The following is a 24,917-nucleotide window of genomic DNA, read 5'->3' on the forward strand; positions in this document are numbered from 1 at the left end:
CGTCACCCTCAACCCACTGGACGGCGCGGCCTGACCGACCAGACCCACGATGCCTGGCGACCGGCACGGCCACCGGCCGCCCAACCCTGCCCACACCCACCCTGACCTGCTGCTATTGACGCGTCAGACCAGGGACTTGTAGGCCTGCCAGGCCCAGCCGATCTTCACGCGGGCGGCGAACTGGCCGTTGCCCAGACCGCTGTAGCGCCACAGATCGCCGTTTCCGTCACGTGCCACCAGGTCACTGCGGCCGTCACCGTTGAGATCGCCGACGCCGACGACCGCGTTGTAGACGTTCCAGCCCGCGCCGATCCGCACCCGGGCCCGCAACCCGCCCCTGCCGTCGGCGTCGTACCGCCACAACACCCCGGACCTGTCTCGAGCCAGCACATCCCCGGCCCCGTCTCCGGTCAGGTCCTGGACGCCGACAACGGCCGAGTAGATCTGGTACCCGAACCCGATCTTCACCCGCGGCGCGAACTTTCCGGTGCTGGTTCCTGCGTAGAGGTACAGGTCCCCCGACGGCGTACGCGCCAGCAGATCCGGACGTCCGTCGCCGTTCAGGTCGCCGGGCGATGTCAGCACGTCGTAGATGTTCCAGCCTGCACCGATCAGGGCGGTGTGCGTCGCGCTGACACCGCTGTTGAGCCACAGCTTGCCCGCCGCGTCACGGACCAGGAGGTCGTTCGCACCGTCCTTGGTCAGATCGCCGACGGGTACGACCGTGGTGTTCACCGGAAACTGGAGCACTCCCCGGGGGCCTGAGTTGATTCCTCCCGAGGACGTACCCACGCGTTCGTCCAGGCGCCCGGCCGACGTCATCGCGAAGAGGTCGCCGATGCCGTCCTCGTCGTAGTCCCGCGGGTGAGCCACGGCATCGAAGTTCACGGTGCCTGAGCTGCTCGCGGGGAGACCGGTGTCGTCCGGCGTGGCCGTGAGGGTCCAGGTGTACGTGCCGTCGCCGATGAGCCAGCCGTTGCTGTCTCTGCCGTCCCAGGTCAGGCTGATGGCGTCGCGTGCCACGCTGCCGCTGAAGGATTTCACGACCGTCGTCGATCCGGTGCGCCGGAGGTCGACCCTCCAGCTGGCGACAGGCCCGGTCATGAGCCACGTCGGCCGCCAGTTGAGCGGCCCGACGCCCTTCAGCGGAGACACGGGGGCCCTGGTCACCCCGAGGGGGGACTCGGGCACGCCGGAGGGAACGATGTGCGTGGCGCCGGCGGCGTCGCCGTAGGCGAGGAATCCCCGGTACTTGTCGAGGGTCCACGTGATGTTCCGGTCGTCCGGGTAGGGGCCGGCGGGCAGTTGGGCGACCGTGCGGTCCGGCTGCGCGGTGCCGGTGTGTACGTCGGTGAGCACGAGCTGGTCGCCGGCGTGCCGCACGACGAAGCCGTCGCCGAGCAGGGCGTGGCCGACGGGCACCCGCACCGACCTGCCGGCGACGCCGTCCCACACCCCGGCCGGGCCGTCATCGCCGCAGGACCAGTACAGCCACCGCCCCAGGACCTGCATCTCGGCGGGGACGCAAGGGATGTCCGTGGTGACCGAGACGGGCTTGGCCCCGGTAGTGCCCAGGTCGAGGCTGGTGAGCACACCGGTCGTGGAGGTGGCGGACCACAGTGTCGCTCCCCACAGCGCCGCGGCTGTGATGGGGCGGTCGACCACGACCTCCGGCAAGTTGTAGCGGAAGTCGAGCACGACCTGCCGGTTGGAGGATCCGCTGTCGTACAGCACGCGGTCGTCGGCGACGGAGACGATGTGACCGTGCGAGGAGCTCAGGCGGGCATGGTTCCCCCCGTCCTTCGTCACCACCATGTCCCCGCCGTAGTAGTCGGTGAGGTAGAAGGGACCGTCAGCTCCACCGTCGTCGGTCAGGATCTCGCAGCGCGCACCGCCTGCGCAGTCGTGCATCGCCCCGGTCTGCAGGCCGGGCATCGTCGCCTCGGTAGCCGAGGCACCCGGGGCGGGAACGGCGCCGGTGCCGACGTCCGCGAACTCCAGGTGAGCCGAGAACCCCGGCCGTGCGGCAGTCTCCACGCGAGTGAGCCGGCCGCGGGCCAGGGAGAGCCCAGCGGGCTGAGGCCGGAACGTCGAAAACGGCCGGAGCACCACAGGACCCGTGCCGTCCGCCGGGATGCGGAAGGTGGCCCATGACTCCGTTCCGGTCCGTGCGTTGACGATCGCGCCGCCGTCGGCCGACGGGAGCAGCGTGGCGGCGTCGTCGAGCAGGGTCCGGACCGGGCCACCGTCCAGGGGGAGGGAGTACGCGGGGTCGGGCGTGCCGTCGACGAGTGTGGCGCTCTGGCGCAGAGCGATCACCGCGTCCCCGGCCAGCACCGTGTCGATGTGGACCGACCAGCTCGGGGTTCCCGGCACCGTGAGAACGGCAGGCGGAGCCTGAGGGTCGGTGCGGTCGTAGACGCGGACGGTGTTCTCGGCGGCGTACCCGAAGTGGTCCCGGTCAAGCAGCAGGTGGTAGGAGCCCGCCGGCTCCCCGGCCTCGAGAACCGAGTCCGCCAAGGAGGCGGTGTCCGTGTCGATGACGCCTGCGTGCAGGTGGCTGCCGTCGTTGTAGGTCAGCTCGACGGCCCCGGGGACAGCGGCGATCTGCCCGCTCATCCACCGAGCATCGGCGGGCCAGTCCGACACAGCCCGGTCGGTGAACCGGCCCGCGCCCGCGGGAGTCAGCAGGTGCAGAATCCCGTTCCGCGCGTCGGTGGCTTGCGCCAGCAATGCCCATCCCGTGGCCGTCGGAACGACCCGTTCGGTGTCGTATCCGTCCACGATCGGATAGGTGGCCCAGGTGGCCGTGGCCACATCGAAGACCCGAAGCTCCATATGGCTCGGCGGTGAGGTGGAAGGGGCGGTGGCCGGAACCATCTGGGAGACCCAGGTCCGCCCATCGCCGCTCTGCGTGACGTCCGGGGCACCGTAGGGAGAGTCCGCGATGGTCGTGACTGTGCCGTTGTCGGGCTGCCATGCGTACTGCGCCGAACCGTCGGCCGTCCACGTGTCCTCGGTGAGGTAGCCGTGGGCGGCGGCACCGATGACCGCCGGCCCGCCGGGCCCCACGGGCTGTACCGGTGCGATCACGCTCTCGCCGGCCGGCGGCCCACCGTCGGCGACCGCCGTCTGCGGCAGCTCGGCGGTCGCCGCTGCGAGTACGGCGAGCGCGGCGACCAGGCCGCGACGTACTGCGGTGGTCGTACGAATCACCTGGGTCCCCTCCCGCCCCCGGCGTCTCCACGCGGGGAATCTGCGGGCGGCCTTGGCGGCCGGGCCCGCGTCGATGAGGAGGTGCCCACGGCCAAACGGGCAAGTGGATGGGCGCGGCCGCGGCGCATGACGATGCGCCGGCGCGCGGAAGAACGGAAGCCCCCCGGCCCCTGGTCATCCCCCCAGCAAGACAGCGAACTGTAACAGGCGCCGCACCCGCGACGGAACGACACATCGCCCAGTCGTTCACCGAGGCCAGGGCAGCCGACGCGCGACCTCACCATGCCCCGTCATCCTTGCGGCGCCGCTCGACGTGCGTCACGCCGCGCCGGGAGGCAGGCTTGGCTTCTACTTGCCGGGTGTTACCGCGTCCTGTGCAGGGAGGACACCGATGCGCAGTATGGCCGGGATCGCTCTGACGGCGTTGCTTGTCACGGCGGCAGCCGGTTGCGCCGGCAGCCCTGAGGCCACCAGGACGCCGAGCAGCACGACGCCGCAGGAGTCAGCCTCGTCGGGGCAGAAAGGCCCGATTGCGTCAGCCTCCCCCTCCCCCGTACCCGTCGGGCGCACGCTGAGCCTGACCGGCATCAAGGCCGGCGAAAAGCTCGACGTCGCCGTCGTGAAGGTGGTGGATCCGGCAAGTGGGACAGAGTTGTCCAGTCCCCCGCCGGGGAAGCGGTTGGTCGCTGTCCAGTTCCGCCTGCACAACACCGGATCCACCACCTATACCGACTCGCCCGACAACGGTGCGAAAGTGGTCGACACCAAGGGCCAGGGATTCGACTCGGCGATCACGGACACGACCTCGGCAGGGCCGAACTTCCCCGCGACCACGACAGTCTCCCCGGGCGGCAAGGCCCTGGGATTCATCGTCTTCGAGGTCCCGGCCGCCTCAAAGATCGCCCTGGTGCAGTTCGCCCTGGACAGCGGATTCTCCACCGATGTCGGTCAGTGGAAAGTGCCCTGAGCGCACGATCCTGAACGAGCTGGGCGTCGACATCGTGACCATCATGGAGATCCTGCGGCACACGCAGATCAGCCAGACGCGCCGCTACGTCAAGGGACGGTCGCATCTCAGCAAGGCCGCCATGCACCGGACGGGCGACACGTTCCTGCCGCAGCCCGGGCCACGAATGAGACCAGAACTGAGACGGCGGACACCCGCGCGGACCGGGCCCGCCGCAGGCGTCGCATCCCATGAACGAGAGAACCCCAGCTCAGAGAAGTTCTGAGCTGGGGCTTCGGTGGAGCCGCCTTCGGGATTCGAACCCGAGACCTACGCATTACGAGTTTCCGGGCACAAGTGCCACACGGCACCACACGGCATCATGCCCACAGGTCAGACGCAGTACACGCACCCTGTGATGCGCCGTGATGCGGCATGGATTGCAACTACGAATGCAACTCGCAGAGGCCCGTTCGCGACATCTGAGCGAGTAAGTGGCGCCACATGCTTGCGTGGTGCGCTGTGGCGCCCTATGGTCTTCGCAAGCGAGTAAGTGACACCGCTTACGCAAGCGGCCCCGGCCGGGATGTAGGAGTCCCAGCCAGGGCCTGACGGAACTACCTGCTAGCACAGGAGCCCGCTAATGCTGCATGTTCTCATGCGCCCCCGTGGCCTGCGCCAGAGCGCCGCCCGCCGGTTCGCCGCCCGCGTCTCCGACGCTGTCCGCTCCACGATCGCGCCCGCCGAGCTGGTCATCGACCAGGCGCCGGCCATCGTCTCGGACCCCGCCGACGTGTACACCGACGACGCTCTCCCCCCTGTCGCCGACATCGAGGCCGCTGCCGCCGAGTTCGAGCGCGCCACGGACCAGGCCCGCCGCGCCGACCGTGGCAAGCGCGCCGCCCGGAAGATCCTGGACCGCCTTCCCGCCGGTATCTACGGCGAGTGGCTCGTGTCGCGCACCCCGTCGTCCCGGCAGACTGCCGACCTCGACGCGATCCGCGAGACGTACAAGCGCCTCGGTCTCGGCCCGGTGCCGATGAAGTCCTCCGCCCCGTCGCTGAAGGTCGAGCGCATCGAGGTTCCCGCGGCGGTGACCGCATGAACGCCACCTGCCGGATCCGCGGCTGCGACGGCCGCTGGCACAGCCAGGACATGTGCGACGTGGTCCTCGCGGACCTGGGCACCACCGGCGTCGACCTGATCGCCGAGGTCGACGCGATCGACGGCGGCCCGGTCCAGCTCGTCGTGTGGGAGGGCGAGGGGCGCGACCTGCTCCGCACCTCCGACCCGGCCGCCGGCCACGCCTTCGCCGACCGGCTGCGCGCCCTGGCCGCCGCGATCGACAAGGGCACGGCGCTGCTCCCCCAGCCCGCCCCGGTCGAGCCCGTCGACTACGCCGCGCGGTTCGCCGCCCTCGACTCCGACCTGCTCTTCGAGCTGGAGGACGGCGGGGACTGCGAGGACGCCCGCCGCTACGTCGAGTCCCTGCTGATGGTCCTGGCCGAGTGGCGCACCCGCGTGATGGGGCTGCTCGCCGAGACCCCGGCGGAGTGGGCGGTCCCGGAGGCCGGCGCCTACCAGCGGGCCCTGAACCGCACCCGCGAGGCGTGGCTGCAGTACGGGTTCCGCTGGCAGGGCGGCCCCGCGCTGCCGTGGCCGTTCGACCTGCCGGAGCAGGCGCCCGCCGTGGCGCCGGCCGCTCCCGTCACCCGGATCGAGGCCCCCGGCCGTCGCTCCCTGGTTCTCCGCGAGGTGGCCGCGTGAACGCCACCGAGACCGAGTTCTTCCGCGCCTTCGCCGGGCGCGTCCGTGACCAACTGCCCACCGCCCGAAGGGGGGACCCGACCATGAGCGCCACTGACATCGCCGAGACCACGAACACCGCCGTACCCGTCACGTTCCAGGCGGCCCCGGACGCCCCGTGCGAGGCCTACCCGTGGTGCGTCGAGAAGGGCGCGCACGTCGACCACTTCGGCCGGCGCGTGGCCCTGCCGAGCTCCGACCGCGGAATGGTGCTCGAAGCGCACCTCTACACCGACCAGCCGAGCGGCGTGCCGGTCATCGACTACGACCGCGGGATCGACGACTGGCGGGAGTTCACCAGCGGCGACGAGCTGCGCGCCGAGGTCGCTCAGGTGCGGGCGCACCTGGTGCGGCTGGAGGCCCTGGCCGACGAGTACGACGCGGTCCGGGAAGCGGCCGGCGCGGAGACGCCGTCCACCAGCGTTCGGGACGAGAAGCCGCGGCAGTGGACGCTGCGCAGCGACACGGGCGTGACCGTCTTCGGGTACCTGCCGCCGTGGGCCGAGGAGGACCCGAGCGACGACAACATCCCGGTGAAGAAGCTCCGGTTCCGCCTGTCCGACATCACCCACGAGCGCGTGTACGACGCGCCGCAGATGACCGTCCGGGGACCGTTCGGGGACGACGGGGCGCTGGAGGACGTCGACTCCAGGGTCTTCGCCCCGCAGATCTGGTGTGGCCCGCACAGCGACTACCCGGAAGAGCGCCAGCCCTACGCGTTCATCACGGTCCTGGAGGAGTGCGTGATCGACCACCTCGGTCCGCAGGAGGTCGCCGACATTGCGGGCAAGCTGCGGGCGCAGGCCGACGTGCTCGACCAGGCTGCGATCGACCTCGCCGCGGCCCGCGCCGACTGGGACGCCAACGGCGGTGCCCTCTGATGGACACCACGACGACGGAGGCCGGGAACACGCCCGGCCTCCCCGCGACGACGCTCCTCGCGGAGCAGTTGACCGCCATCGAGGCCCTGGCCGTCATCGGCCGGACGTTCGCCAAGCTGCCGGCCGTGAACCTCTCGGTGGGCCACCTGTTCCCGAACACCATCTGCATCGACGTTCACGACACCCTGAGCGTCTTCGAGGCGTGGCGTGACGCCCTGTGCATCCCCGTCGACCGGGTTCACCTCAGGGGCACGGGCGAGCGGTACATCAAGGCCGAGACCATCATTCACGGCGCCCGTGTCGAGCTGACCGGGTATGCGCAGGCCGCCAACGAGTGGGGTGGGGCCGCGTGACCGCCCGTACCGTCTCGATCGAGACCAGCGACCACGGGACCGTCGAGGTCCCCGAGCCCGCCTGGTGCACTGGAGCCGCCCACCCGGACGGTGTCGAGCGCGACGCCATCGCCCACACCGGGCCGACCATCAATGTCATGGCCGACACCGAGCGCGGCCCGCGCCGGCTCCTGGAACTGCTCCTGTGGGCCGACGCGTTCCCGACCCCGGCCAACCGGCACGGAGACGCCGTGTACGTCGCCGTGCAGCTCCTGGACGGCGATTACTTCGGTTACGACGTGACCGGCCTGGACGGGCTCGCGGCGGACCTGCTGGAGGCCGCCGGGCGGGTCCGGTACATGGCCCGTCGCCTCGCCGTGGAGAACCGCGGAGGTGACCGCTGATGCCCGGGACCGCGCTGGTTCGCCGCCCCACCGAGGACGCAGCGATCCGCTCGCAGCGGCCCCTGCCGCCCGTCACGACGCTGTTGGACCTGCACCTGCACGCCACCGCCACTCAGGACCGGTACGGGGCGCGGCTGTTCGCCTGCCAGCTCGACCGGGCGTTGGGCGGTGTCCGATGAAGACCGTTCTCCTCGGCCTGCTCCTCGGCCTCCTGGCCGCCTTCCCGCACCTCGCCGCACCGCTGCTCGCCGCCGGCCGCGTCGTGGCCGTGCAGCCGCTTCTGTGGGCGTTCTGCGCCGGCCTGGCGGCCCGACCGCGCATCGTCCGCCGTTTCTCCCGGAGGATCTCGTGAACGCCTCGACGGCCCTGGATTGGGCCCGTACTCCTGTCCACGCGGTGGGTGTACTCGCCGTACTCGCCGCCGTACTCGCCTACGCCGTCCGCACGGTGCGGAACGCGGCCAAGATGACCCCCGCCGCGGTGGTCATGGCGGCCCTCGGCGCGATGCTCTGCACGGCGTACTCCGGGGATACCTCCTGGAACTTCGCACGCGACCACCTGGCCATGCACGGCGTCCGCGAGCGGGCGGTGATGTTCGCCGCCGGCGAGGTCGCCCTGTTCGCCGTGGCGCTGATGGCCCGGCAGAACCTCCGCACCGACGGGGCGCCGGGTACGCCCGGGGTCCTCGTGTGGGTCATCACCGGGTTTCAGGTGATCCCCGCCTATTCGGAGTCCGGCGTGATCGCGGGCACGTTGCGGGCCTTCGTCGGCCCCGTGCTCGCGGCCATGTTGTGGCACCTGGCCATGGGTATCGAGCTGCGGCACGCGAAGCCCGGAGCTGCATCTCAGGGCCTGCTCGCGGTGCTGACGCGGGAGGTTCGGGAGCGGCTGCTGTCGTGGCTGGGCCTGTCGGTGCGGGGCCGTGACGCGGCTCAGATCACGCGGGACCGTTGGACGCGGATCGCCACCCGTCGCGCTGCGCGCCTGGCAGATCTGCAGGCGGCCGGCGCGAAGCCGTGGCGTCTGTCCCGTGCCCGCCGGCGCCTGGCCGTGGCAGTCGACCGCACCGATGCGGGCGTACTCGACGAGCAGCGGACCGTACTCCTGGACCGCTTGGCCGCGTACCGGGGCGCCGCTCAGCTCGCGTCGATGGAGTTCGCCGCGCCGTGGGCAACCGACCCTGTCGAGGTACGGGTCGAGCGGGTACCCGATGCGGCTGCGGAGATCGCGCCGCCCGTACCTGAGGCCGTACCCGCCGGAGCCCGTCTGCTGCCCATCGCGGGCCTGACCAACGGGCCGCGTACCCGCGGCGAGGTACAGCCCGAGTACGCCCCGGAGAACCCCGCTGAGGCGGCTCGGGCAGAGCCGGACGACGACTCGCCCCCGCCGCCTTACGAGGACAACCTGACGCCCCGCGCACGTCGGGACTTCCTCGCAGACCTGATGGACGGTCGGGCGCCGGGGATCCGCGCCCTCAAAGACCGCTACGGCATCGGCCAGCCCCGGGCCACCCGCATCCGTGACGAGCTGAAGGCAGGCCTGACGTGAGCCCCACCCCGAAGCGGTACCAGTTCGACAACCAGGTGCCGACGTTCGAACCCCGGTCCCTGCCCGCTCGCCGGCCAAGCGTGGCACCGGCAGAGGTGGTACCGGACTACACCGCTGACCAGGCTTTTTCGGTGTACGCCGAAGAAGCGGGGATGCGCCCGCAGCAGGTGATCCACGTGCATCAGGCGCCGCCGGACCGCACGCTGCAGCGCCTCGCCATGGGTGCCGGCGTCGGTGCGGGGACGGTCGTCGGTGCGGTGTACGCCGGCCCGATGCTCGCCGCGTCGCTGTGGACGATCGTCATCATCTTCGCGATCGGCGGCCTGGTCCTGGCGGTCATCGTCCGCGGCATCACCGCGATTCTCGGCACCGAACAGACCAAGGGCAGGCGCCGCCGCTGACCTGCCCTTCCGTCCGGCAGACCTTCTAGCCGAGGTCTGCCGCGGCGGTGGGGCCGGACCGCCCGGCACCGGAGAGGAACCCATGGCACGCGAGACCAACCCCGAGACCGGCAGCACCATCGAGACCGAGGACAACGGCGACTACACGATCACCTTCTCCATGGGCCTGCCGACCCCGCCGCCCGCCGACAACGACGAGCACTGACGTGATCCGCACCCACCCCAACGACCCGCCGCTGACCGGTTGGGAAGCCGCGCAGCTCACCGCGTTGACGGCCCGCATGGCGAAGCGCAGCCTCGCCGGCCCGGACGTCGACCAGCGCGACCTGCAGAACAAGCTCGACCGCATCCTCGACGGCGCCCGCAAGCGCCAGGAGAAGGCGAAGAAGTAGCTCCGCCCCGGGCCGGTCGCGTAGCGGCCAAGCGTCCCGACCGGCCCGGCCCCGCACCTCACGAGAGAGCAGGAACCCACATCATGACTGAGACCACGCTGCGGCTGGTCAAGGACACCGACGACGGCCCAGAGGAGTTCGCCGAGGCCGTCGAGGTTCCTCGCCCGGTCGACCCCCCGCAGGCCACAACTGACCGGGCGTGGGTCGACGAGCGCCGCGCCTACCTCAAGGACGCCCCGCCCGTCATCCCGACGTTCCTCCGCAACGCGCAGGAGTTCGGCGCACCGCAGCCCGCTACACCGCCTCCTACCTCGGCCACGTGTCGGCGTTCCACACCGTGCGCACCCCCGTCTACCTGGTGCGTCTCGTCGGCCGCTCCCCCAAGGGCGCGTGGCGCCTGACGGTGAAGTGGTTCAAGTGGGTGGTTGACGCCGAGGCTCGCCCGGTCGAGGCCAAGGCCGCCACTACCGCGGACATCGAGGCGTGGCTGAACCTGTCCCGCGAGCGTTCCCGTCGGGTACGGCCGCGCCGCATCCTGTCCCTCGCGGTTGGACTGGCCACCACCATCGCGACGACCGTGGCCGCATTCCTGGTGCCCGGTTGGACGGCCATGGCCGGCGTCGCCGTTCTCGCCGCCCTCGGCACCGCAGGGCGGACGGCCGATAAGCCCCTGATCACGCGGTACGTGTCCGTGCGGAACATGCGCCCGCTGGACTCGACCGAGGTGTTCGAGGCCCTGGCCGCCGTTGGCATCGAAGGTAAGAAGGGCGTGCGGGGCGTGGAGTTCGCCGCCGAGGTGCAGCGCGACGGGCCGGGCTGGCGCGCGGAGGTCGACCTGCCCAAGGGCATCACCGCCGACAAGGTGCTGGAGAAGCGGGCCGAGCTCGCCGCGGCGATGCGCCGGCCCATCTCCACCGTGTGGCCCGAAGGCGACCGCACCGCCCACCCCGGGCGCCTGGTGCTGTGGGTCGCGCAGCAGGACCCCGCGAAGGCCCCGCGGAAGCTGTGGCCGCTCATGAAGTCCGGTCAGGCCGACGTCTACCGGCCGCTGCCGTTCGGGTTCGACCCGCGCGGCAACCTCGTCGACATCACCCTCATGTACTCGAACCTGCTGGTCGGAGGCATCCCCGGCTCGGGCAAGACGTCCTGTGCTCTGGCGATCGTGCTGGGCGTGGCTCTCGACCCGACCGCCGAACTGTGGATCTACGAGCTGAAGGGGTCCGGCGACCTCGACGCGGTCAAGCCGATCTGCCACCGGTACGTATCTGGGGACGACGACCCCGACCTGGAGGCGGCCCTGACCGGCATGCGGTCCGGAATCGCTGAGTACCAGCGTCGTGCCGCGTTCGTCCGTTCCCTGCCCGCCTCCGAGGTGCCCGAGGGCCGGAAGGTGACGCGGACGCTGGCGGAGAAGTACCCGGAGCAGAACCTGGGACCGCGGGTCATCGTCATCGACGAGGTGCAGGAGCTGTTCACGCACAAGGACTACAAAGAGGAGGCGGAAGCGCTGGCCACGCGCCTGATCAAGAAGGCCCGGGCCTACGGCATCATCCTCATTCTGCTCACCCAGAACCCTGACGCCCCGTCGCTCCCGACGGGGGTGTCCAGCAGCGTCGGCACGCGGCTGTGCCTGGCGGTGATGGACTGGCGGGCGAACAACAACGTGCTCGGCACCGGCGCCTACGACCGGGGGCTGCGCGCCACGGACATCAGCATCGACGAGCAGGGAACGGGCATCCTCGCCCGCGGTCGTGAAGGGTTCGTCGTGCGGGCCGCGTTCATCAAGCAGACCGAGGCTCAGGACATCGCGAAGCGGGCTCTGGCGCTGCGCACCGCAGCCGGCACCCTGTCCGGGCAGTCGGTCGGCGAGCTCGTCGAGGAGCAGGACGTCGAGACGGTCGTCGACCACCTGCGGGCGATCTGGCCCGACGGGGCTGAGGCCGTGCACTCCCACCGGCTCGTCGAGGCCCTCGCCGCCTACAGAGGCGACCTGTACGGGCCGTGGCTGGAGATGGACGCCGCCGCGTCCTCGACGGCCCTGAGCGCCGCCCTGAAGCCCTTCAAGGTCTCCACCCGGCAGCTCACCATCCGGGACTGCTGCGGCGGCGCGAAGGGCCTCCGTTGGGACGACCTGCCGCCCGCCGACGACGCCGAGTAGCCCCTGCGGACCGGTTTCGGGAAGGGGTTGAGGTTTCACCCCACCCCGAAACTGGTTTCGCCCCCGATATCACTACTGACCTGCACAGTTTCGAGTTTCGGGGGTTCGCCGGCTGAGCCGAGAGACCCCCGGAACACGGCTTCCAGACACACCCTCCCCGCCGAAGCCACCACCACAGGAAAGAGCACCCGTTGTCCACTCCGTCTGAAGCCCTCTCCGCGCTGCGCGCCGTCGACCAGCGCAACCAGGGTCGCGCCGCGACACCCGAGACTGGCGAGATCACCGCCGAACGCCTGGCCGCCGTCGAGGCCCACGCCGTCTCGGTGCGCGTCTGGCACCCGAACCTGATCCCCGGCCTGCTGCAGACGACCAGGTACGCCACGGCAGCCATCGCCACGGCCCGCCCCGCGTTCCCGGCTGCCGACGTCCAGCGGTACGCGCACATGCGGGCCGCCCGCGTCGACCAGTTCATGACCCGATTGCAGAACCCTGCGGTGGGTGAGGCGGTGTTCGTGATGGGCGGGCAGGCCATCAGCCGGCCCCTCACCCACGCCGCCGCCCACCGTGCACAACTCCGTCAGTTGCTGCGCCTCGCCGAGCTGCCCAACGTCCGCGTACACGTCCTGCCCGAGGACCGATCGACGTCGGCCAGGCCCGGCCACGCCTCGCTGTACGCCCTCGCCCCGGACGGGAACGGCACCAGGCACGGTGCCCGAGTCGGCTACACCGAGACGCCGCTGGGCGGCTGGTACTCGACTCGACCGGCCGATGTTGCCCGCCTGCGCATGACGTTCGATGAGACCGTGAACCAGGCCCTCGACGCCAACGACACCCGCTCCCTGATCCAGGAGGCCCTGACCGCATGAAGAACCTCGGCACCTACCGCGGCGCCCCGTTCGTGACGTCGTCCTACAGCCACCCCAGCGAGTGCGTAGCGGTCGCCCGCCCCGCCGGCGCCCCCGTGGCCGTCCTCGACTCCAAAGACCCGTCAGGGCCCCGCCTGGAGTTCACCCGCAAGGCGTGGGCCGCATTCCTCGCGGACATCCCCCAAAGCGCCTGAGAACGCCACAGCGCCCCGTCTGGCATGTAGCCGGGCGGGGCGCTGTCGTCATGTCTGGGGAGGTCCGTACTGGCCGCTCGGCGGCGGCTGTTGGGGCGGGTACCCGTAGCCGGGGGGCTGCTGCTGAGGCGGGTAGCCGTATCCCGGGGGTGGCGGCTGCTGCCCGTAGGTGGGCGGCGGCGGGTAGTACCCCTGCGGCGGCTGCGGGTACACCGTGGTCCTGGTCCGGCGGCCGATGAGAGCCGCGATCGGCCAGCCGGTGACGGCCCAGAGGCCGCACGTGATGATGCTCAGGAACACGTGAAGCCCGTGGTTCGCGCCGCGTCGGGTCACCACGGTCTGCGGTGGTGGTGTCATGATCCCCCCAGATCGGTATGTGAGGGGCCATACCGTAGCGCTCCCACCCCTGTCGTCGCGGTCGTTTCGACGAAGCGCCCCGCCAGGCCGGATAGGGCGCACGCGGGTTCTATCCGTACAGGTACGCGTTCCACAGTTCGTCGCCTTCGGGGCAGCGCCACACACTGTGGGTGCACTGCGAGCAGCCACGCCAGTGAGCCCGGTAGATGGCCCACGCATTCGGCCGCGGCGCCTCTGTTGTGGCCTGCTCTTGTGCTGTGCCCGGGGCGTCTTCGCCAGTAGCCTCTGACATGTCGACTCCAACCAGTCGTCCACACCCCCGGGCCGTGCCATCGGCTGCGGGGGTTTCTGCTGCTCAGACGCTACCGCTATACCCCGCTACATGGCGCCCCATACGGCCACCTACGGATGCTAGGTGCACCGGTCCGCCATAGCGTCCGGATCATGAGCGAGCTGCCGCAGTACGTGTACGTCGAGGTGGCCGACCAGGTTGAGGCGGACATCCGGTCTGGGCGGCTGCCGGTGGGCGCACGGTTGCCGAACGAGCGCGAGATGGGGGCGCAGTACGGGGTGGCGCCTGGGACGGCGCGGCGCGCGGTCGCTGAGCTGCGGGACCGGGGCCTGGTGGCGACGCTCCCCAACAAGGGGACGTTCGTCATCACGGCTCCGCAGGAGTGAGCGATCGGGCCGGCGGCGGCGACCTGCCCGGGGTGCCATCTTGGTGCCACGCGCCACGAAAAGGCACAGGTCAGGGCGCGCTCACCGCACCCTCTATGCGGTAGGAGGCTTACTGTCTGGCGGTCGACGAGCGGATCCACCGGGCCGGGCCTACCGTCGAGTCATGGCCGTGAATGTGAGCCTCAGCAGAGCGATGGTCCATCCGGAGACGCCCGAAGATGAGGCACCGCCGGAGGACAAGTACATGGACACCGATGGCGGCGTCACGGTGTACGAGATCCTGCCTGGTGGCGCTCTAGCTGTCCTAGAAAGCCGTGAGCAGAGGTGGACCACCATCCAGACCTACGACCCCGGCGCCTGGCTCATGGCGACGGGCAAGCGCCGCGGCGACGACTACTAGCTCACCGAGGGCGCCTGCCCTTTACCAAGCTGGCGGCCAGCCGGGTACGGGCACGTCCATGCTGAAGAAGTTCAGCAGTCGCCAGCCGGCCTCGTCGTCGTAGCGCATCAGGAACGGCACGCACTTGGCGTCATCCGCGACCTGGTCCGTCCCGTCTTCCGGCACCGGCCACAGCGCCAGCAGTTCCATGTCGACGCCGACGACCGTGGGCTCCGCGGAGATCCCCCACGTCGTGATGTCGGCCGGCGCGGACTCCTCCAGGAACGTCACCTGCCCGCACTCGAAGACTGACCACAGACGGTGCCGCGGGTAGTCCGCGACGAACGCCTCGACGACGTCGTCCGGGTCATACCCCAGCCGCCGCACCTCGCCGCGCTGCGGCGCAAGCCACGCCATCACCCAGCAACGCCGCAGCAGCGGGTCCAGGAGAGGCCAGGCGGCCCGCAGATCGCCATCCCCCCAGAACGCCCGCTGTACGGCCCGCACGGCGAGCTGCACGGCCGTGTGCGGATTCTCGTCGAGCTCCGGCAGACTCACGACTAGTAACTTCCCTTCCTGATGCCGGGCCGGTGCAGAGCCCGGTCCCGGTCCCGAATGGCCATGGCCATCTCGTCGACAACATCCTTCGCGAACCTCTTGCGGTCCCCGGTCGTGCGAAGGTCGAAGCCGCCGGTGACCTCAACATTGATGGTGAAGTGGTCTCCGCCCGAAGGCTGAGTGGTCGACAGCCGTTCCAGCGCCTGGTTGAGCAGGCCCGACTGCTGCGCGGTCAGCACCTGCTCCGGACGCCCGGACGTGTTCCACACCGGGATCGGATGCTTGGTCGCCGGCAGCGGCCCGCCGTTGTCGTACCCACCCGGCCGATTCAGCGCCGCGAGAGAGCCGTAGGCGTGCTCGGCGTAGTTCAGGCCCGCATAGGTGTTCGCCAGCGGGTCGACCGAGACCCCGTACATGAACGGGCCGGTGCTGCGGAACTTGCCGGCGTAGGTCTGGAACGTCGGGCGGATCACCTGCATGAGGCCGGTCGACGGGTAGCCGGCCTTCGCGTTGCTGTCCCACAGGTTCACCGCCCGCGGGTTGCCGCCGGACTCCTGGTTCATGCGCCGTTCCACAGTGCCGAGCCACGATGTGGGCTGCCCCAACAGGCCGAGCGCCTGGTTGATGACACCCGCCCACTGCGCCACGCCGGCGGAGGGGCTGTAGGCGATCTGCCCGGCATTGTTCTTCTTGTCGTCGTCCTTCAAGAAGTCGAGGAGGTGACCGAGGGCCGCAGTCGGCACAGCCTTGACCAGCTTCGCGAAGTCGCCGGCGCCGAGCGGGATCCGGTCGATGAGGGGCTGCACGATGGCCTTGATGCCCGCCGCGGCGGCCTTGGCGAGACCGCCCCGGACGAGATCAGCTCCCCAGTCCACGGCCCCGGTGACCGCGCCCTTGACCTTGCCTCCGATCGTCCCTGCGATGTTCCCGATGGTGCCGCCGATGCCGAAGTAAGGGCCCGTGTTGCGGCTGACGCCCACCATCCGGTCGATCGCCGCGTGCCCGCCGAGCTTGGCCACCTGCGCCAGCGACAGCACCCGCTCGCCGGGGGTGAGCATGGCGGGCACCGTGTCCTTGGTGCCCTGGCCCGGCACGACGCCACCCGTGGCAAACCCGAGAGGCACGTTCGGCAGCGTGATCTTGCTGGAGATCTTCGAGGCGACGGTGTTCCACATCTTCTCGATGCCCTTGCCGTACACCGTGCTGATCAGGAACCGGACTGGTGCGGCGAACTTCTCCTTCACCCCGTTCCAGATCGTCCCGAGCGAGTCCCGGAGCCCGGAGAAGATGGACTTCGCGGCCGTGGCGAACGATCCGATCCGGGACTGCACCGTGCCGATGATCGAGGAGAAGGTGCTCTTCACGCCGTTCCACAGGCCTGACCATGTTCCGGAGATCGAGGAACGCAGGCTCGACACCGACGACCGCACCCAGTTCCAGGCACCGGACACAGCGCTCGACAGCCCGGACCAGAAGGAGTTCCAGGCGCTACGGAGCCCGGTCCACATGTTTCGCCACAGGTTGCTGATGTCCCGGCCGAGTCCGCTGAAGATGTTCTTGGCTTGAGTCCACATCGAGGAGAAGGCAGCCGCGATGGCTGTCACGCCGGCACTCGTGGCGTTCACGAGCGCTGTCAGAGCGTCGACCAGGCCGTTGATGACCGGGATCAGGACTGTCAGGGCGCCGCTCAGTACGCCGGCGAAGACCGCGGCGAGCCCGGTCACCAGGGGCACCAGCGGCGTGAGCACCTGCACCGCGAGGTTGACCAGGGCCAGCGTCAACTGCGTGAGGGGCGGCAGGAGCTGGAGGATCTGCGGCACGAGCGGAAGCATCGCCATGGACAGCGCGGTAAAGAGCTGCAGCAGCGGGCCGACCAGCGGCACCAACGACGCCAGGATCTGAGTCAGCGGCCCGGACAGGGCCGTGAAGAGCTGCATCAGCGCCCCGACGACCTGCGTAAAGACCGGCATCAGAGCCGTAATGATCGCGGAGAGGATGTCACCGATCGGCTTGAGCAGCGGCGTAATTGCGCGCACCAGGCCGACCAGCAGCGTGCCCGCGACGCTCAGCACCGGGCCGAGCTGCTTTGCGATCGGCAGCAGCGCCGCACCGAGGGCTTTGGCGAGTTGCGAGAGCACCGGGCCGAGCGAGTTGGCGAGCTGCGTCACGAACGGCGCCAGGGCTGCGAGCAGCGGCAGCGCGGCCTGGATGACCGACCCGAGTGTGCCCGCCACGAGCTTCGCGACCGCGTTCACGGCGGTGAAGATGCTCGCCAGGGCCTTCTGCACTTCGGGCATCGCGGTGACCTTGCGCAGCTCCGCGAAGACCGCGCCGAGCGTGCCCAGCGCGTCACCTCCGCCGGCCGCCGCGGCCTTGAAGACGTTCCCGATGGTCCCGGCGATGTTGCCGATCAGCTTCCCGAACTGCTTCGCGATGTCGAGAGCGTTGTTGATGGCGCTGGTCAGGCCACCCGACTTGAACGCCGTGGCGAGCTTCTGACTGATGGTGTCGGCGATACCGGCCGTCGCGGTGGTGATTCGCTTGAACGCCGGTTGAGCGGCCACGCCGAGCTGGCTGAGGGCGGTGATGAACTGCCCCGGGATCTTCGCCAGTGGCTTCAAGGCATCATTGAGCCCGGCGAACAGGGTCTTGAGCGTGCCGGTCTTCGCGAGGTTCGTGACCGCACCGGCAGCGTTCTTCGCCATGGTGTTGAGGACCCCGGCGGTGCCCACCAAGCCGGTGCGGAGGTCCGGGAGTGCTGCGTGCGCCATGCTGGCCAGCGTTGTCGACAGCCCGGCGAACAGGGCGTTCTGCACGTCGAGCTTCAACGCGGTCCATGCTGCCCGCAGACCGATGACGGTGTTCACGAACGCCTGCGCGTTCGGCGACAGCTTCGCCATGGCGTCGCTGAGGCCGCCGGTCTTCAAAGCCGCGGACTGCTGGGCCTCCGCAACCGCGTTTGCCGCGTCGGCGATGTTCTGCTGGGCGTCGGCGATCTGCCGGGCTCCGTCAGTTGCGGCCTTCACCTGCGCGGCCTGCGCGTCTGCGAGGTCCCGCTGCGCCTTCGCGATCTGCTGCAGCCCGTCCTGCTGCGTCTTCGCGGAAGCCGCCTGCGCGTCGGCGAGGTTCTGCTCGGAGTCCGACACCGTCTGGTTCGCGTCGGCGATCTTCTGCTTCGCGTCAACGACCTGCTGCGAACCCTCGACGCCGGCCTTGTTCGCCGCATCGGCCTGGTCCTGGAGGCGCTGCGTCTGGGTTTGCTGCTCCTTCAGCGCCTGCGCGGCCTGGTCCCGCGCCAGCTCGTCCTTCTGGTACTGCTCGCTGCTCTGGTCGAGGCCAGCGGCCTTGTCAGCGGCGAGTTTCTTCTCCGCGTCGGCGAGGTTGAGGACGTCCTGCTTCTGGGAGAGCTGCGAGTCGACGAGGGAGTTGTTGAGGTCTTCGAGGGACATGGCCGCGTCTTTGCGGGCCTGCGTCAGGTCAAGTTGCGCCTGCCGTGCCTGCTTCTGCGCGTTCGTCAGGTCCCGCTCGGCCGCGGCCAGCGATTCGGCGGCCTGGTGGTTGGCGTCCGCGACGTCCCGGTAGGTGTTCTTCAGGTTCTGCTCGGCGTCCCCGACCGCGCGGGCGGCCTGCGCTCGGGCTGCGGCAGCGTTGACCTCGGCGTCCTTCTCCGCTTGCACAGCCTTCGCCAGCGAGCGCTGCGCCGACTCCACGGCCTTCGCCCCGGACAGCGCCGCCGACGCACCCTTGACGGCCGGCTGGAACGCGGCTTTGAACGCGTCGGAGATTCCCGACGTGCCGATCTTGATTGCGGCGAACGCGGACCCCAACGCCAGGACCGCGGGGGCGGCGACCGCTGCGGCCGGGCCCATCTGGATCAGGGACTCGCCGAGGGAAGCGAGGGTAGGCGCGGCACCAACCGCCGCGGCGACGAGCTTGGAGATCCCCGACGACAGCACACTCAGGCCACCGGACGCGCCCGCGCCGCCGCCGATGCCCACGTCGATGTTCGCGTGCCGGTCACGGGCAAGCCGGTCCAACTGCAGACGCGCGTCCGCGGTGCGGGCGTTCGCATTGACGTTGACCGTGCGGGTCCGGGTCAAGTTCGCCAGGTCCGCCGCGGCGACACGGGTGTCGACGTCCACGCCGATACGGGCCGTGCGCCGCTGGATCAGGTTACGGATCTCCGCCGCTCCGACGCGGGTGTCGACGTCGGCGCGGATCCGCACTACGCGCTCGGCGGTGAGCTTGTCCAACTGGCCCTGGACACGGCGCAGCGCGGCATCAGGAATGCTGGGGTTGATCCGGACGGTGATGTCGTTGAGCTTCAGCCGGGCCAGCGCGGCGTCGTCGAGGTTGAGCCGGACTCCGAGGGTCCGTTCCCTGGTCAGCCGATCCAGCCGCGCAGAGAAGTCCCTGTCATCGAGCGACAGCCCAACCTTGACGACGTTCCGTTCCGACTTCAGCCGGTCAATCGTGCGGTCGTAGCCCTCGCGGTCTGCGGTGACCTCGACATAACCCTCGGCAATGCGAAACGAGCCGCCTGCCATCACGCCACCACCAGCGGGTCATCGAGCAGCTCGTCGAGGGTGACGCCGACCGCAGCCGCAAGGCCGGCGGCCACGTCCACCGGGGGCCGTGCCCGACCCTCCTCATACGACCAGACGACCGAGGCGGAGCGGGCCACAGTCTCCGCCAGGGCGTCGGCCGAGAGACCGGCTGCACGGCGCGCAGCGCGCAGACGGGAACCAGAGAAGGCGGGCATTGGGCGTACCCCCAGTGAGTGAACGGATCGGTCGGGGACCGCCGTCGGGGCCGCCCATCACGGGCCGTCTCCGTTGCCCTGTGCCTGCGCTTCCCATCCCGGTAGACGCGTGCGGGCGTTGGCGTGCGGGTGTGTCCTCACCTCGCATGATATGCGAGCGAGGCACTGATTCCTAGGTCCAGAGGCTTGTGCACCTTCGATTCAAAGGCAGAATGCAGGCCATGGGCATCCACTCCACTGCAGCGCCATTCGGGAGCACCATCCGCTCAGCCCGGGGAGCCGCCGGCCTCGACCGAGCCACAGCCGCACAGCGCGCCGGCATCAGCACCGAACACCTCGGCGCCCTCGAACGCGGCGAGCGAGCCCCGGGGCGCCTGGTCATCGACCGCCTGGCCGCAGTCCTTCCCCTCACCGCCGACACTCTGGCCGCCTTGTACGCCGACGCACAGCGGCGCCAGGACGCACACCCGTGGCGAGGCATGGGCCGCATGGTGGCGAACTACCGCGCGCGAGCCTGCTGACCCGGGTATGACAGAGCCCCGTCACGCCAGGCGACGGGGCTCTGCAAGACGTCAGATGCGATCCCAGTCCTCTGGGATCAGCGACGGCATCCACGTGGACCCGTCGTTCTCGTTACGCCGCAGGATGGGCGGGGCCGTCTCCTCCGGCAGCTCATCGCCATCAACGAACGCCTGCAGAGTGATGAGCACGTATTTCACATAGTTCGACACGTCCTGGATCGCCCGGTTGACCACGATCTCGCTGCCCAGATCCATTGTGAGTTCACTCGCCAGGCGGGCCAGATGGCGGTAACGACTCACGACCACGGGATTGTTCACAAGCAGCAGTTCCTCACGTTGCCCGCCCTTGAGCCACTCAAGCGCCTCACGCGAAGCGATACGGCGTTCGTCCTCACTCCCGCCCGGCCTGGGCCTCTTGAGCAACTGGAGATTGGGGAGCACGCGGTCAACCGCCCCTATTCGCCCTAGAAGTTCTACGGCCGCGTTCCGAGCGATCGAGTCTCGTTGCTCGCGACGGTTCAGTTCACGTTCGTCGGCAGCGGCTGCCAGCGCGGCGCGCTGTTGGGCTGCCGCCAACTCGGCTTGGGCCTCGCGGTCCTGCTGGGCGAGGGCCTTCGCTTCCTGGTTGGTCTGCTTGGCGGCAATGAGCGCCAACCATCCGCCAGCGAGGCCGCCGACTGCGGCAGCGATCGCCGTCGCGATGGCGGTGATCCAGTCCTGATGAGTCATGGTGAAGATGGTGCCGCCTTGACTCGGACAGCACCGCACACTCCCCACAATGGCCCCAACCGCCGCGCTACAGGCCGGCGACTGGGTTCTCCTCCCAGCGATCCTCATCTTCGAAGTAGCCGAGCAGGGCCTTCGAGCCGTCAGCCCATCCCCCGTGCCGCCCGATGCGCACCAGGTCGTGCCCGGCCTTCCGAGCGGCCGTCGCGAACCCACGGCGCAGCGAGTGCCCAGACCACTCACCTTCGAGATCCGCAGCCTCGGCGGACTTCTCGACAACCTGTGCAGCGGCCTGTGGAGTGAGCCGCCCCGCCGGGTCGCCGATCGACACACCCTGCCGGTACATCGGCGGGGCCAGGCGGCCGTGTCGGTCGATGCGGACGAACAACGGGCCATCCGTCCGGCCTGCTTCCGCGAGGGCGTCTCGTAGGGCACGCACAGCCCGAACGGGGCACGTGGCAGGGTTCGAACCGTAGGGCACGGCCGTGTCGGTGAAGCTCTTGATCTTCCGCCGGTACACCTGCGCGTCGATGCCCTGCTCGGTCTCGACGACGTCGGCCAGGTCGAGCGCGACGAGCTCGGAGACGCGGGCCGCGGTGGCGTAGCCGAGCAGCAGCAGTGCTGCGTCCCGCTTGCCGATGAGGGTCGTTCGGTCGAGGGTGCCGACCATGACGCGCAGCGCCTCGGGCACGGCTGGCTGCGCCTTGCGGGTGCGGGCCGCGGGGTCCTTGGCGCGGGCGAGCCGGTCGCGGTAGCCGCGCAGGACGATGCGGGCGCCCTTGGTCGACGGCGGCGTCAGGTTCGCTGCGGTGTGCGCGGTGCGGATCGCGGCGATGGTCCGCTCGATCGAGCTGGGCGAGTACGGCCGGCCGGTCTTGGGCCGCGGTGTGGTCGTCAGGTGCGTGACGTACTCGACGACTGTTTCGGGTGTCGCGGGCAGCGGGGCGAGGTCGACGGTTGTGCACCAGTCGGTGAAGGCTCGCCAGTCGGCGGAGTAGGCGCGGCGGGTGGAGTCGGCGGTCCCGGCTTCGAGTGCGGCCCGGGCGGCACCGGAGAGGGCAGGGGTGCGATTGTCGAGAGCGCCTGACGAACCGTTGGCGCGTACAGCGATCTCGGAACTCTGGCTCATGAGAAGAAACGTTATCAGGAGTCAGATCGGCCAGGGAGCTAAGAGGACCGCGGACTGTCGGCTGGGCCCCATACAGTGCTTCTAGGACGACAAGGAAGGACCGTGACATGTCGACCAGAGAACGCAACTGCCAGACGTGCGGCATCCGTTGCCGTAAGGGCTGGCTCCGCGTGCACACGAAAGGCCAAGTCCACGCCAGGACGGCCAACCTCGACCCCGACGGCGAAGAGTCCGTCTACTGCTCCGAAGCCTGTCTCCGAGTCCGCCTGCTGGGCCCGGGGGAAGAAGCGGGGCTGATACGCGAGCTGGAGAGGAAGCTCCGCAACACGCGCCGCTCCGCGCGGGACGTCGACTTCGACTACTACGGGACCCCGCAGCAGGACCTCGACATCGTGCGATCGGTGCTTCGCGCCGTAGCCGATCAGGCGCAAGTGCTGCAGGAGACCGACCCCAGCAAGGCTGTGCCTGGCTCGGAAGAGGCCGAAAGGTTCCAGCATGCTGCGGCCAACATCATGCGGCTACTTGACGGGCATCTCAACCCGAGGAGACCTGCGGCACCGAGGGCATGACGAAGCCCCGCCGTCTGCGGCCGGCGGGGCATTTCATCGAGTGGTGAATTTCAGGCGGCGCCTGATTCATCCTCAGGCGAATCGATCAACCGCCCCCGGGTCGCGTACCACTCTGCGGTACCCATCCCCTCAGGCTTCCTGGACGTCGGCAGCGGCTCGATACGCTCCGCCAGTCGGACACCCGTGGGCCTGTTGTCGACCTCGATCGGCGCCCACGGATCCTCGGCACCCCGCAGCCGCGCCGCGTGCACCTCGCCCGTCGTCGGCGGCCTGGTCGTCTTCTCCCCACCCACGCCGGTCACCGCCCGTCGATCGCCGGGAGCTGCGGCAGTCGGCTCAGTTCCTCGCCCAACCCGTGAAGCAGGGCGATCCCCGGGTTCGCGGCCGTGTCCAGGCCCACCCCATGGCCGTGCTTGGCCTGCGACCACATCTGCCGGGCCGTCGCCATCTGCTGCAGCGCCTCCTGGGCCTCGGCCAGGGCGCGGGCGTACCTGCGGGCGCCGTGGTCGTAGGCCGCCTGGTACTGGTCGCACGCCGCGGACGCGCCGGCCGCTGCCGCTTCGTACACGTCACCGAGGGCGTCCTTCAGTGCCTGGTTCGCCTCGGCGCGGGCCGCGTAGTTGTGGGTCGTCTTGGCCGCGTCCTTGGCGTTCTTGTCGCGCACGGTCGTGGCCTTGGTCAGAGCCTTGGCGACGGGCTCCGGGATCACGGTGCGGTCGGCGGGCAGCATGAACGAGTGCTGCCGGTCGCCGGCGATGCTGAACGCGAGGGGCTGGCCCTTGATGTCGATCATTGGTCTCTCCTACTCGAATGGGTGTGCTGGTCATCTCTCGCCAGCTCTCTTGGTGGCGGCCGGGCCGTGGCGCCCGCGGTCACGACAGGCCCTCGGGCAGATGCAGGGCCGCAGCATCGACGACGCGGCGAGCTTCCGCTTCGGCCTGCAGGGCCGCCACGGCCCGCTCGTTCTTCGCTTCCTGCTCGGCGATCAGCTCCGCGGCCCGCTCGTCGTACCGACGGCGCTCCGCCGGCGTCATCGCGCGGTGCTCGTCCAGCGGCGGTACCTCACGCCCGAGCCTCCGCCGGGCCTCGATGGCCATCACGTAGATCTCCGGCAGCGGGCGAGTACCGATCTCGCACAGGTCGCCGTGGTGCACGCACAGCGCGTCCGCGCCCGGCCTGGCGGGCAAGCGTTCCAAGCGGGCGCGCAGACTGCGGGTACTCACGCTGCGCCCCGCTCCGCCTCGATCTCCGCGATGCGCTCTGCCAGGTCGAGGTGTTCACGCACTCCCGGTAGCGCGCCGAGTAGAGCCGTTGCGGCCCGCACGCGGATCGCCGGCGACTTGTCTTTCAGTGCCTGATGCAGCGCGTCCACGGCGTCCCGGGCGGCGGCCCCGATGGCGTCGGTGATCTCGCTGAGGATCTCGCGGCGGGCGGCCTGAACATCGGCCTCAAAGGAGGGGTCTTCGCGCCACCTTCGAACGGTTCGCCCCGATACACCCACTTCCTCGCCAACCTTGTCGGTGGACAGTCCTCGGGCCAGCAGGGCGGCTGCCCGCGCTTTCTGGTCCAGGGCGGTAACGGTCATCTTCGGTCACCCCTCTCGGGTGGGTCAGGCCCCGCTCGGCGCGGGGGTGGCGTTGCTGACGCCGAGGTTGAGCAGCTTGCGGGCGTGCCTCGCGGCGAGGCCGGCGGAGCGGGCCCGCTTCCGCCGCTCCCGGTCGGCCTTCTCGGCGGCTATCCGCTGGCGGGCCGCCTCGACCTTCGCGGCCACGACGTCGTTGACGTTCGTCATGTCGCCTCACCCCCGGTGGCCGGGTCGTGAGACGGCAGGTAGACGACGTGGCGACGGTGCTCCTTGAACGACCCTTCGGTGTGCGCGAACGGCGGTGAGCCGGGGAGGGAGTCGACGAACGGCAGCAGAGTGGCCTCGCCGTCTGCGGTGGTCGCTACCTGCCAGGCGATGATCGGGTCAAGGTTGGTCTCGCCGTCCTCGTAGATCTCCTTGAGGTACCAGCCGGGCGCGGCGGGGATGACGTCGGGCATCGTGGGCTCCTTCTGGGATGCTGATCGGGTGCCGGGCCCGATATCCGCGGG

Annotated in this window: 32 protein-coding genes and 1 pseudogene; 20 read left to right on the forward strand and 13 right to left on the reverse strand. The window is 70.0% G+C overall.

The window, feature by feature from the left end; all coding sequences use genetic code 11:
• Nucleotides 1-123: 123 nt before the first annotated feature.
• Nucleotides 124-3,216: an FG-GAP-like repeat-containing protein gene (locus K7862_RS38265; RefSeq protein WP_222964037.1), complete on the reverse strand. Its 3,093-nt coding sequence runs from the start codon at nucleotides 3,214-3,216 to the stop codon at nucleotides 124-126.
• A gap of 391 nt (nucleotides 3,217-3,607) precedes the next feature.
• Between K7862_RS38265 and K7862_RS19075 the strand changes: the two genes are divergently transcribed.
• From K7862_RS19075 to K7862_RS19145, 16 genes and pseudogenes are all read left to right on the forward strand, one after another.
• Complete coding sequence (locus K7862_RS19075; protein WP_222964039.1) at nucleotides 3,608-4,183, forward strand: DUF4352 domain-containing protein; 576 nt, start codon at nucleotides 3,608-3,610, stop codon at nucleotides 4,181-4,183.
• A 4-nt stretch (nucleotides 4,184-4,187) separates the two neighbouring features.
• Nucleotides 4,188-4,417 (forward strand): annotated as a pseudogene (locus tag K7862_RS19080) (tyrosine-type recombinase/integrase); the annotation flags it as partial.
• Between the two features lie 388 nt (nucleotides 4,418-4,805).
• Nucleotides 4,806-5,267: a hypothetical protein gene (locus K7862_RS19085; protein ID WP_262413435.1), complete on the forward strand. Its 462-nt coding sequence runs from the start codon at nucleotides 4,806-4,808 to the stop codon at nucleotides 5,265-5,267.
• Nucleotides 5,264-5,929 (forward strand): hypothetical protein, encoded by a 666-nt coding sequence (locus K7862_RS19090; protein ID WP_222964041.1) that lies wholly within the window; start codon nucleotides 5,264-5,266, stop codon nucleotides 5,927-5,929. Before K7862_RS19085 ends, K7862_RS19090 begins: the two co-directional genes overlap by 4 nt.
• Entirely contained in the window at nucleotides 5,926-6,849 is a 924-nt protein-coding gene (locus tag K7862_RS19095; protein WP_222964043.1) for a DUF6907 domain-containing protein, read from the forward strand. The genes K7862_RS19090 and K7862_RS19095 overlap by 4 nt, the downstream gene beginning before the upstream one ends.
• Nucleotides 6,849-7,202: a hypothetical protein gene (locus tag K7862_RS19100; RefSeq protein WP_222964045.1), complete on the forward strand. Its 354-nt coding sequence runs from the start codon at nucleotides 6,849-6,851 to the stop codon at nucleotides 7,200-7,202. Before K7862_RS19095 ends, K7862_RS19100 begins: the two co-directional genes overlap by 1 nt.
• A complete protein-coding gene (locus K7862_RS19105; RefSeq protein ID WP_222964047.1) occupies nucleotides 7,199-7,585 on the forward strand; it encodes a DUF6907 domain-containing protein in 387 nt (128 codons plus the stop codon). The genes K7862_RS19100 and K7862_RS19105 overlap by 4 nt, the downstream gene beginning before the upstream one ends.
• Entirely contained in the window at nucleotides 7,585-7,764 is a 180-nt protein-coding gene (locus K7862_RS19110; protein ID WP_222964049.1) for a hypothetical protein, read from the forward strand. The genes K7862_RS19105 and K7862_RS19110 overlap by 1 nt, the downstream gene beginning before the upstream one ends.
• Nucleotides 7,761-7,937 (forward strand): hypothetical protein, encoded by a 177-nt coding sequence (locus K7862_RS19115; protein WP_222964051.1) that lies wholly within the window; start codon nucleotides 7,761-7,763, stop codon nucleotides 7,935-7,937. Before K7862_RS19110 ends, K7862_RS19115 begins: the two co-directional genes overlap by 4 nt.
• Entirely contained in the window at nucleotides 7,934-9,133 is a 1,200-nt protein-coding gene (locus K7862_RS19120) for a hypothetical protein (RefSeq protein ID WP_222964053.1), read from the forward strand. Before K7862_RS19115 ends, K7862_RS19120 begins: the two co-directional genes overlap by 4 nt.
• The gene (locus tag K7862_RS19125) at nucleotides 9,130-9,534 is read left to right on the forward strand and encodes a DUF6251 family protein (protein ID WP_222964055.1); all 405 of its coding nucleotides are present in this window, start codon (nucleotides 9,130-9,132) and stop codon (nucleotides 9,532-9,534) included. Before K7862_RS19120 ends, K7862_RS19125 begins: the two co-directional genes overlap by 4 nt.
• An 82-nt stretch (nucleotides 9,535-9,616) precedes the next feature.
• The gene (locus K7862_RS37695; RefSeq protein WP_262413436.1) at nucleotides 9,617-9,739 is read left to right on the forward strand and encodes a hypothetical protein; all 123 of its coding nucleotides are present in this window, start codon (nucleotides 9,617-9,619) and stop codon (nucleotides 9,737-9,739) included.
• A 1-nt stretch (nucleotide 9,740) separates the two neighbouring features.
• Nucleotides 9,741-9,926, forward strand: coding sequence for a DUF6257 family protein (locus tag K7862_RS19130; protein ID WP_308012067.1), 186 nt, complete (start codon nucleotides 9,741-9,743; stop codon nucleotides 9,924-9,926).
• Nucleotides 9,927-10,245: 319 nt separating this feature from the next.
• Nucleotides 10,246-12,084, forward strand: coding sequence for an FtsK/SpoIIIE domain-containing protein (locus K7862_RS38270; protein ID WP_308012068.1), 1,839 nt, complete (start codon nucleotides 10,246-10,248; stop codon nucleotides 12,082-12,084).
• Between the two features lie 191 nt (nucleotides 12,085-12,275).
• The gene (locus K7862_RS19140) at nucleotides 12,276-12,950 is read left to right on the forward strand and encodes a DUF5753 domain-containing protein (RefSeq protein ID WP_222964057.1); all 675 of its coding nucleotides are present in this window, start codon (nucleotides 12,276-12,278) and stop codon (nucleotides 12,948-12,950) included.
• On the forward strand, nucleotides 12,947-13,144 hold the full coding sequence (locus K7862_RS19145; protein ID WP_222964059.1) for a DUF397 domain-containing protein: 198 nt from the start codon (nucleotides 12,947-12,949) through the stop codon (nucleotides 13,142-13,144). The genes K7862_RS19140 and K7862_RS19145 overlap by 4 nt, the downstream gene beginning before the upstream one ends.
• Before the next feature lie 48 nt (nucleotides 13,145-13,192).
• Here the strand turns inward: K7862_RS19145 and K7862_RS19150 are convergent, their stop codons facing one another.
• On the reverse strand, nucleotides 13,193-13,444 hold the full coding sequence (locus tag K7862_RS19150; RefSeq protein WP_222964061.1) for a hypothetical protein: 252 nt from the start codon (nucleotides 13,442-13,444) through the stop codon (nucleotides 13,193-13,195).
• A gap of 468 nt (nucleotides 13,445-13,912) precedes the next feature.
• Entirely contained in the window at nucleotides 13,913-13,990 is a 78-nt protein-coding gene (locus K7862_RS38475) for a hypothetical protein (RefSeq protein WP_372461594.1), read from the reverse strand.
• Between K7862_RS38475 and K7862_RS19155 the strand changes: the two genes are divergently transcribed.
• Both K7862_RS19155 and K7862_RS19160 read left to right on the forward strand, forming a co-directional pair.
• On the forward strand, nucleotides 13,955-14,179 hold the full coding sequence (locus K7862_RS19155) for a winged helix-turn-helix domain-containing protein (RefSeq protein WP_372461595.1): 225 nt from the start codon (nucleotides 13,955-13,957) through the stop codon (nucleotides 14,177-14,179). The two genes, K7862_RS38475 and K7862_RS19155, sit on opposite strands and share 36 nt — an antisense overlap.
• 163 nt (nucleotides 14,180-14,342) lie before the next feature.
• Nucleotides 14,343-14,579: a hypothetical protein gene (locus K7862_RS19160; RefSeq protein ID WP_222964065.1), complete on the forward strand. Its 237-nt coding sequence runs from the start codon at nucleotides 14,343-14,345 to the stop codon at nucleotides 14,577-14,579.
• Between the two features lie 21 nt (nucleotides 14,580-14,600).
• Here K7862_RS19160 and K7862_RS19165 read toward each other — a convergent pair whose 3' ends face one another.
• From K7862_RS19165 to K7862_RS19175, 3 genes are read right to left on the reverse strand one after another with little or no spacing between them, the layout of a single operon-like run.
• Complete coding sequence (locus K7862_RS19165) at nucleotides 14,601-15,116, reverse strand: hypothetical protein (protein ID WP_222964067.1); 516 nt, start codon at nucleotides 15,114-15,116, stop codon at nucleotides 14,601-14,603.
• 2 nt (nucleotides 15,117-15,118) lie between these two features.
• Nucleotides 15,119-19,663, reverse strand: coding sequence for a transglycosylase SLT domain-containing protein (locus K7862_RS19170; protein WP_222964069.1), 4,545 nt, complete (start codon nucleotides 19,661-19,663; stop codon nucleotides 15,119-15,121).
• Nucleotides 19,663-19,878 (reverse strand): helix-turn-helix domain-containing protein, encoded by a 216-nt coding sequence (locus K7862_RS19175; protein ID WP_222964071.1) that lies wholly within the window; start codon nucleotides 19,876-19,878, stop codon nucleotides 19,663-19,665. The genes K7862_RS19170 and K7862_RS19175 overlap by 1 nt, the downstream gene beginning before the upstream one ends.
• A 221-nt stretch (nucleotides 19,879-20,099) precedes the next feature.
• Between K7862_RS19175 and K7862_RS19180 the strand changes: the two genes are divergently transcribed.
• On the forward strand, nucleotides 20,100-20,399 hold the full coding sequence (locus K7862_RS19180) for a helix-turn-helix domain-containing protein (RefSeq protein ID WP_222964073.1): 300 nt from the start codon (nucleotides 20,100-20,102) through the stop codon (nucleotides 20,397-20,399).
• A 51-nt stretch (nucleotides 20,400-20,450) separates the two neighbouring features.
• Here K7862_RS19180 and K7862_RS19185 read toward each other — a convergent pair whose 3' ends face one another.
• Together K7862_RS19185 and K7862_RS19190 are read right to left on the reverse strand one after the other, a co-directional pair.
• Entirely contained in the window at nucleotides 20,451-21,128 is a 678-nt protein-coding gene (locus K7862_RS19185) for a hypothetical protein (protein WP_222964075.1), read from the reverse strand.
• A gap of 67 nt (nucleotides 21,129-21,195) precedes the next feature.
• Nucleotides 21,196-22,254, reverse strand: a complete 1,059-nt coding sequence (locus tag K7862_RS19190; protein WP_222964077.1) for a site-specific integrase — start codon at nucleotides 22,252-22,254, stop codon at nucleotides 21,196-21,198.
• A gap of 107 nt (nucleotides 22,255-22,361) precedes the next feature.
• Here K7862_RS19190 and K7862_RS19195 point away from each other — a divergent pair, with 107 nt between their 5' ends.
• On the forward strand, nucleotides 22,362-22,823 hold the full coding sequence (locus K7862_RS19195; RefSeq protein ID WP_222964079.1) for a hypothetical protein: 462 nt from the start codon (nucleotides 22,362-22,364) through the stop codon (nucleotides 22,821-22,823).
• Nucleotides 22,824-23,121: 298 nt separating this feature from the next.
• Here K7862_RS19195 and K7862_RS19200 read toward each other — a convergent pair whose 3' ends face one another.
• The 5 genes from K7862_RS19200 to K7862_RS19220 all read right to left on the reverse strand — a co-directional run bounded on the left by K7862_RS19200 (nucleotide 23,122) and on the right by K7862_RS19220 (nucleotide 24,866).
• Complete coding sequence (locus K7862_RS19200; RefSeq protein WP_222964081.1) at nucleotides 23,122-23,616, reverse strand: hypothetical protein; 495 nt, start codon at nucleotides 23,614-23,616, stop codon at nucleotides 23,122-23,124.
• A gap of 79 nt (nucleotides 23,617-23,695) precedes the next feature.
• Nucleotides 23,696-24,046 (reverse strand): hypothetical protein, encoded by a 351-nt coding sequence (locus tag K7862_RS19205; protein WP_222964083.1) that lies wholly within the window; start codon nucleotides 24,044-24,046, stop codon nucleotides 23,696-23,698.
• The gene (locus K7862_RS19210; RefSeq protein ID WP_222964085.1) at nucleotides 24,043-24,408 is read right to left on the reverse strand and encodes a helix-turn-helix domain-containing protein; all 366 of its coding nucleotides are present in this window, start codon (nucleotides 24,406-24,408) and stop codon (nucleotides 24,043-24,045) included. Before K7862_RS19210 ends, K7862_RS19205 begins: the two co-directional genes overlap by 4 nt.
• Before the next feature lie 24 nt (nucleotides 24,409-24,432).
• Nucleotides 24,433-24,615, reverse strand: a complete 183-nt coding sequence (locus K7862_RS19215; protein ID WP_222964087.1) for a hypothetical protein — start codon at nucleotides 24,613-24,615, stop codon at nucleotides 24,433-24,435.
• Nucleotides 24,612-24,866 (reverse strand): hypothetical protein, encoded by a 255-nt coding sequence (locus K7862_RS19220; RefSeq protein WP_222964089.1) that lies wholly within the window; start codon nucleotides 24,864-24,866, stop codon nucleotides 24,612-24,614. The genes K7862_RS19215 and K7862_RS19220 overlap by 4 nt, the downstream gene beginning before the upstream one ends.
• Between the last annotated feature and the right edge of the window lie 51 nt (nucleotides 24,867-24,917).

The organism is Actinacidiphila acidipaludis (assembly GCF_019890725.1).
In the GTDB taxonomy this organism is placed as follows: domain Bacteria; phylum Actinomycetota; class Actinomycetes; order Streptomycetales; family Streptomycetaceae; genus Actinacidiphila; species Actinacidiphila acidipaludis.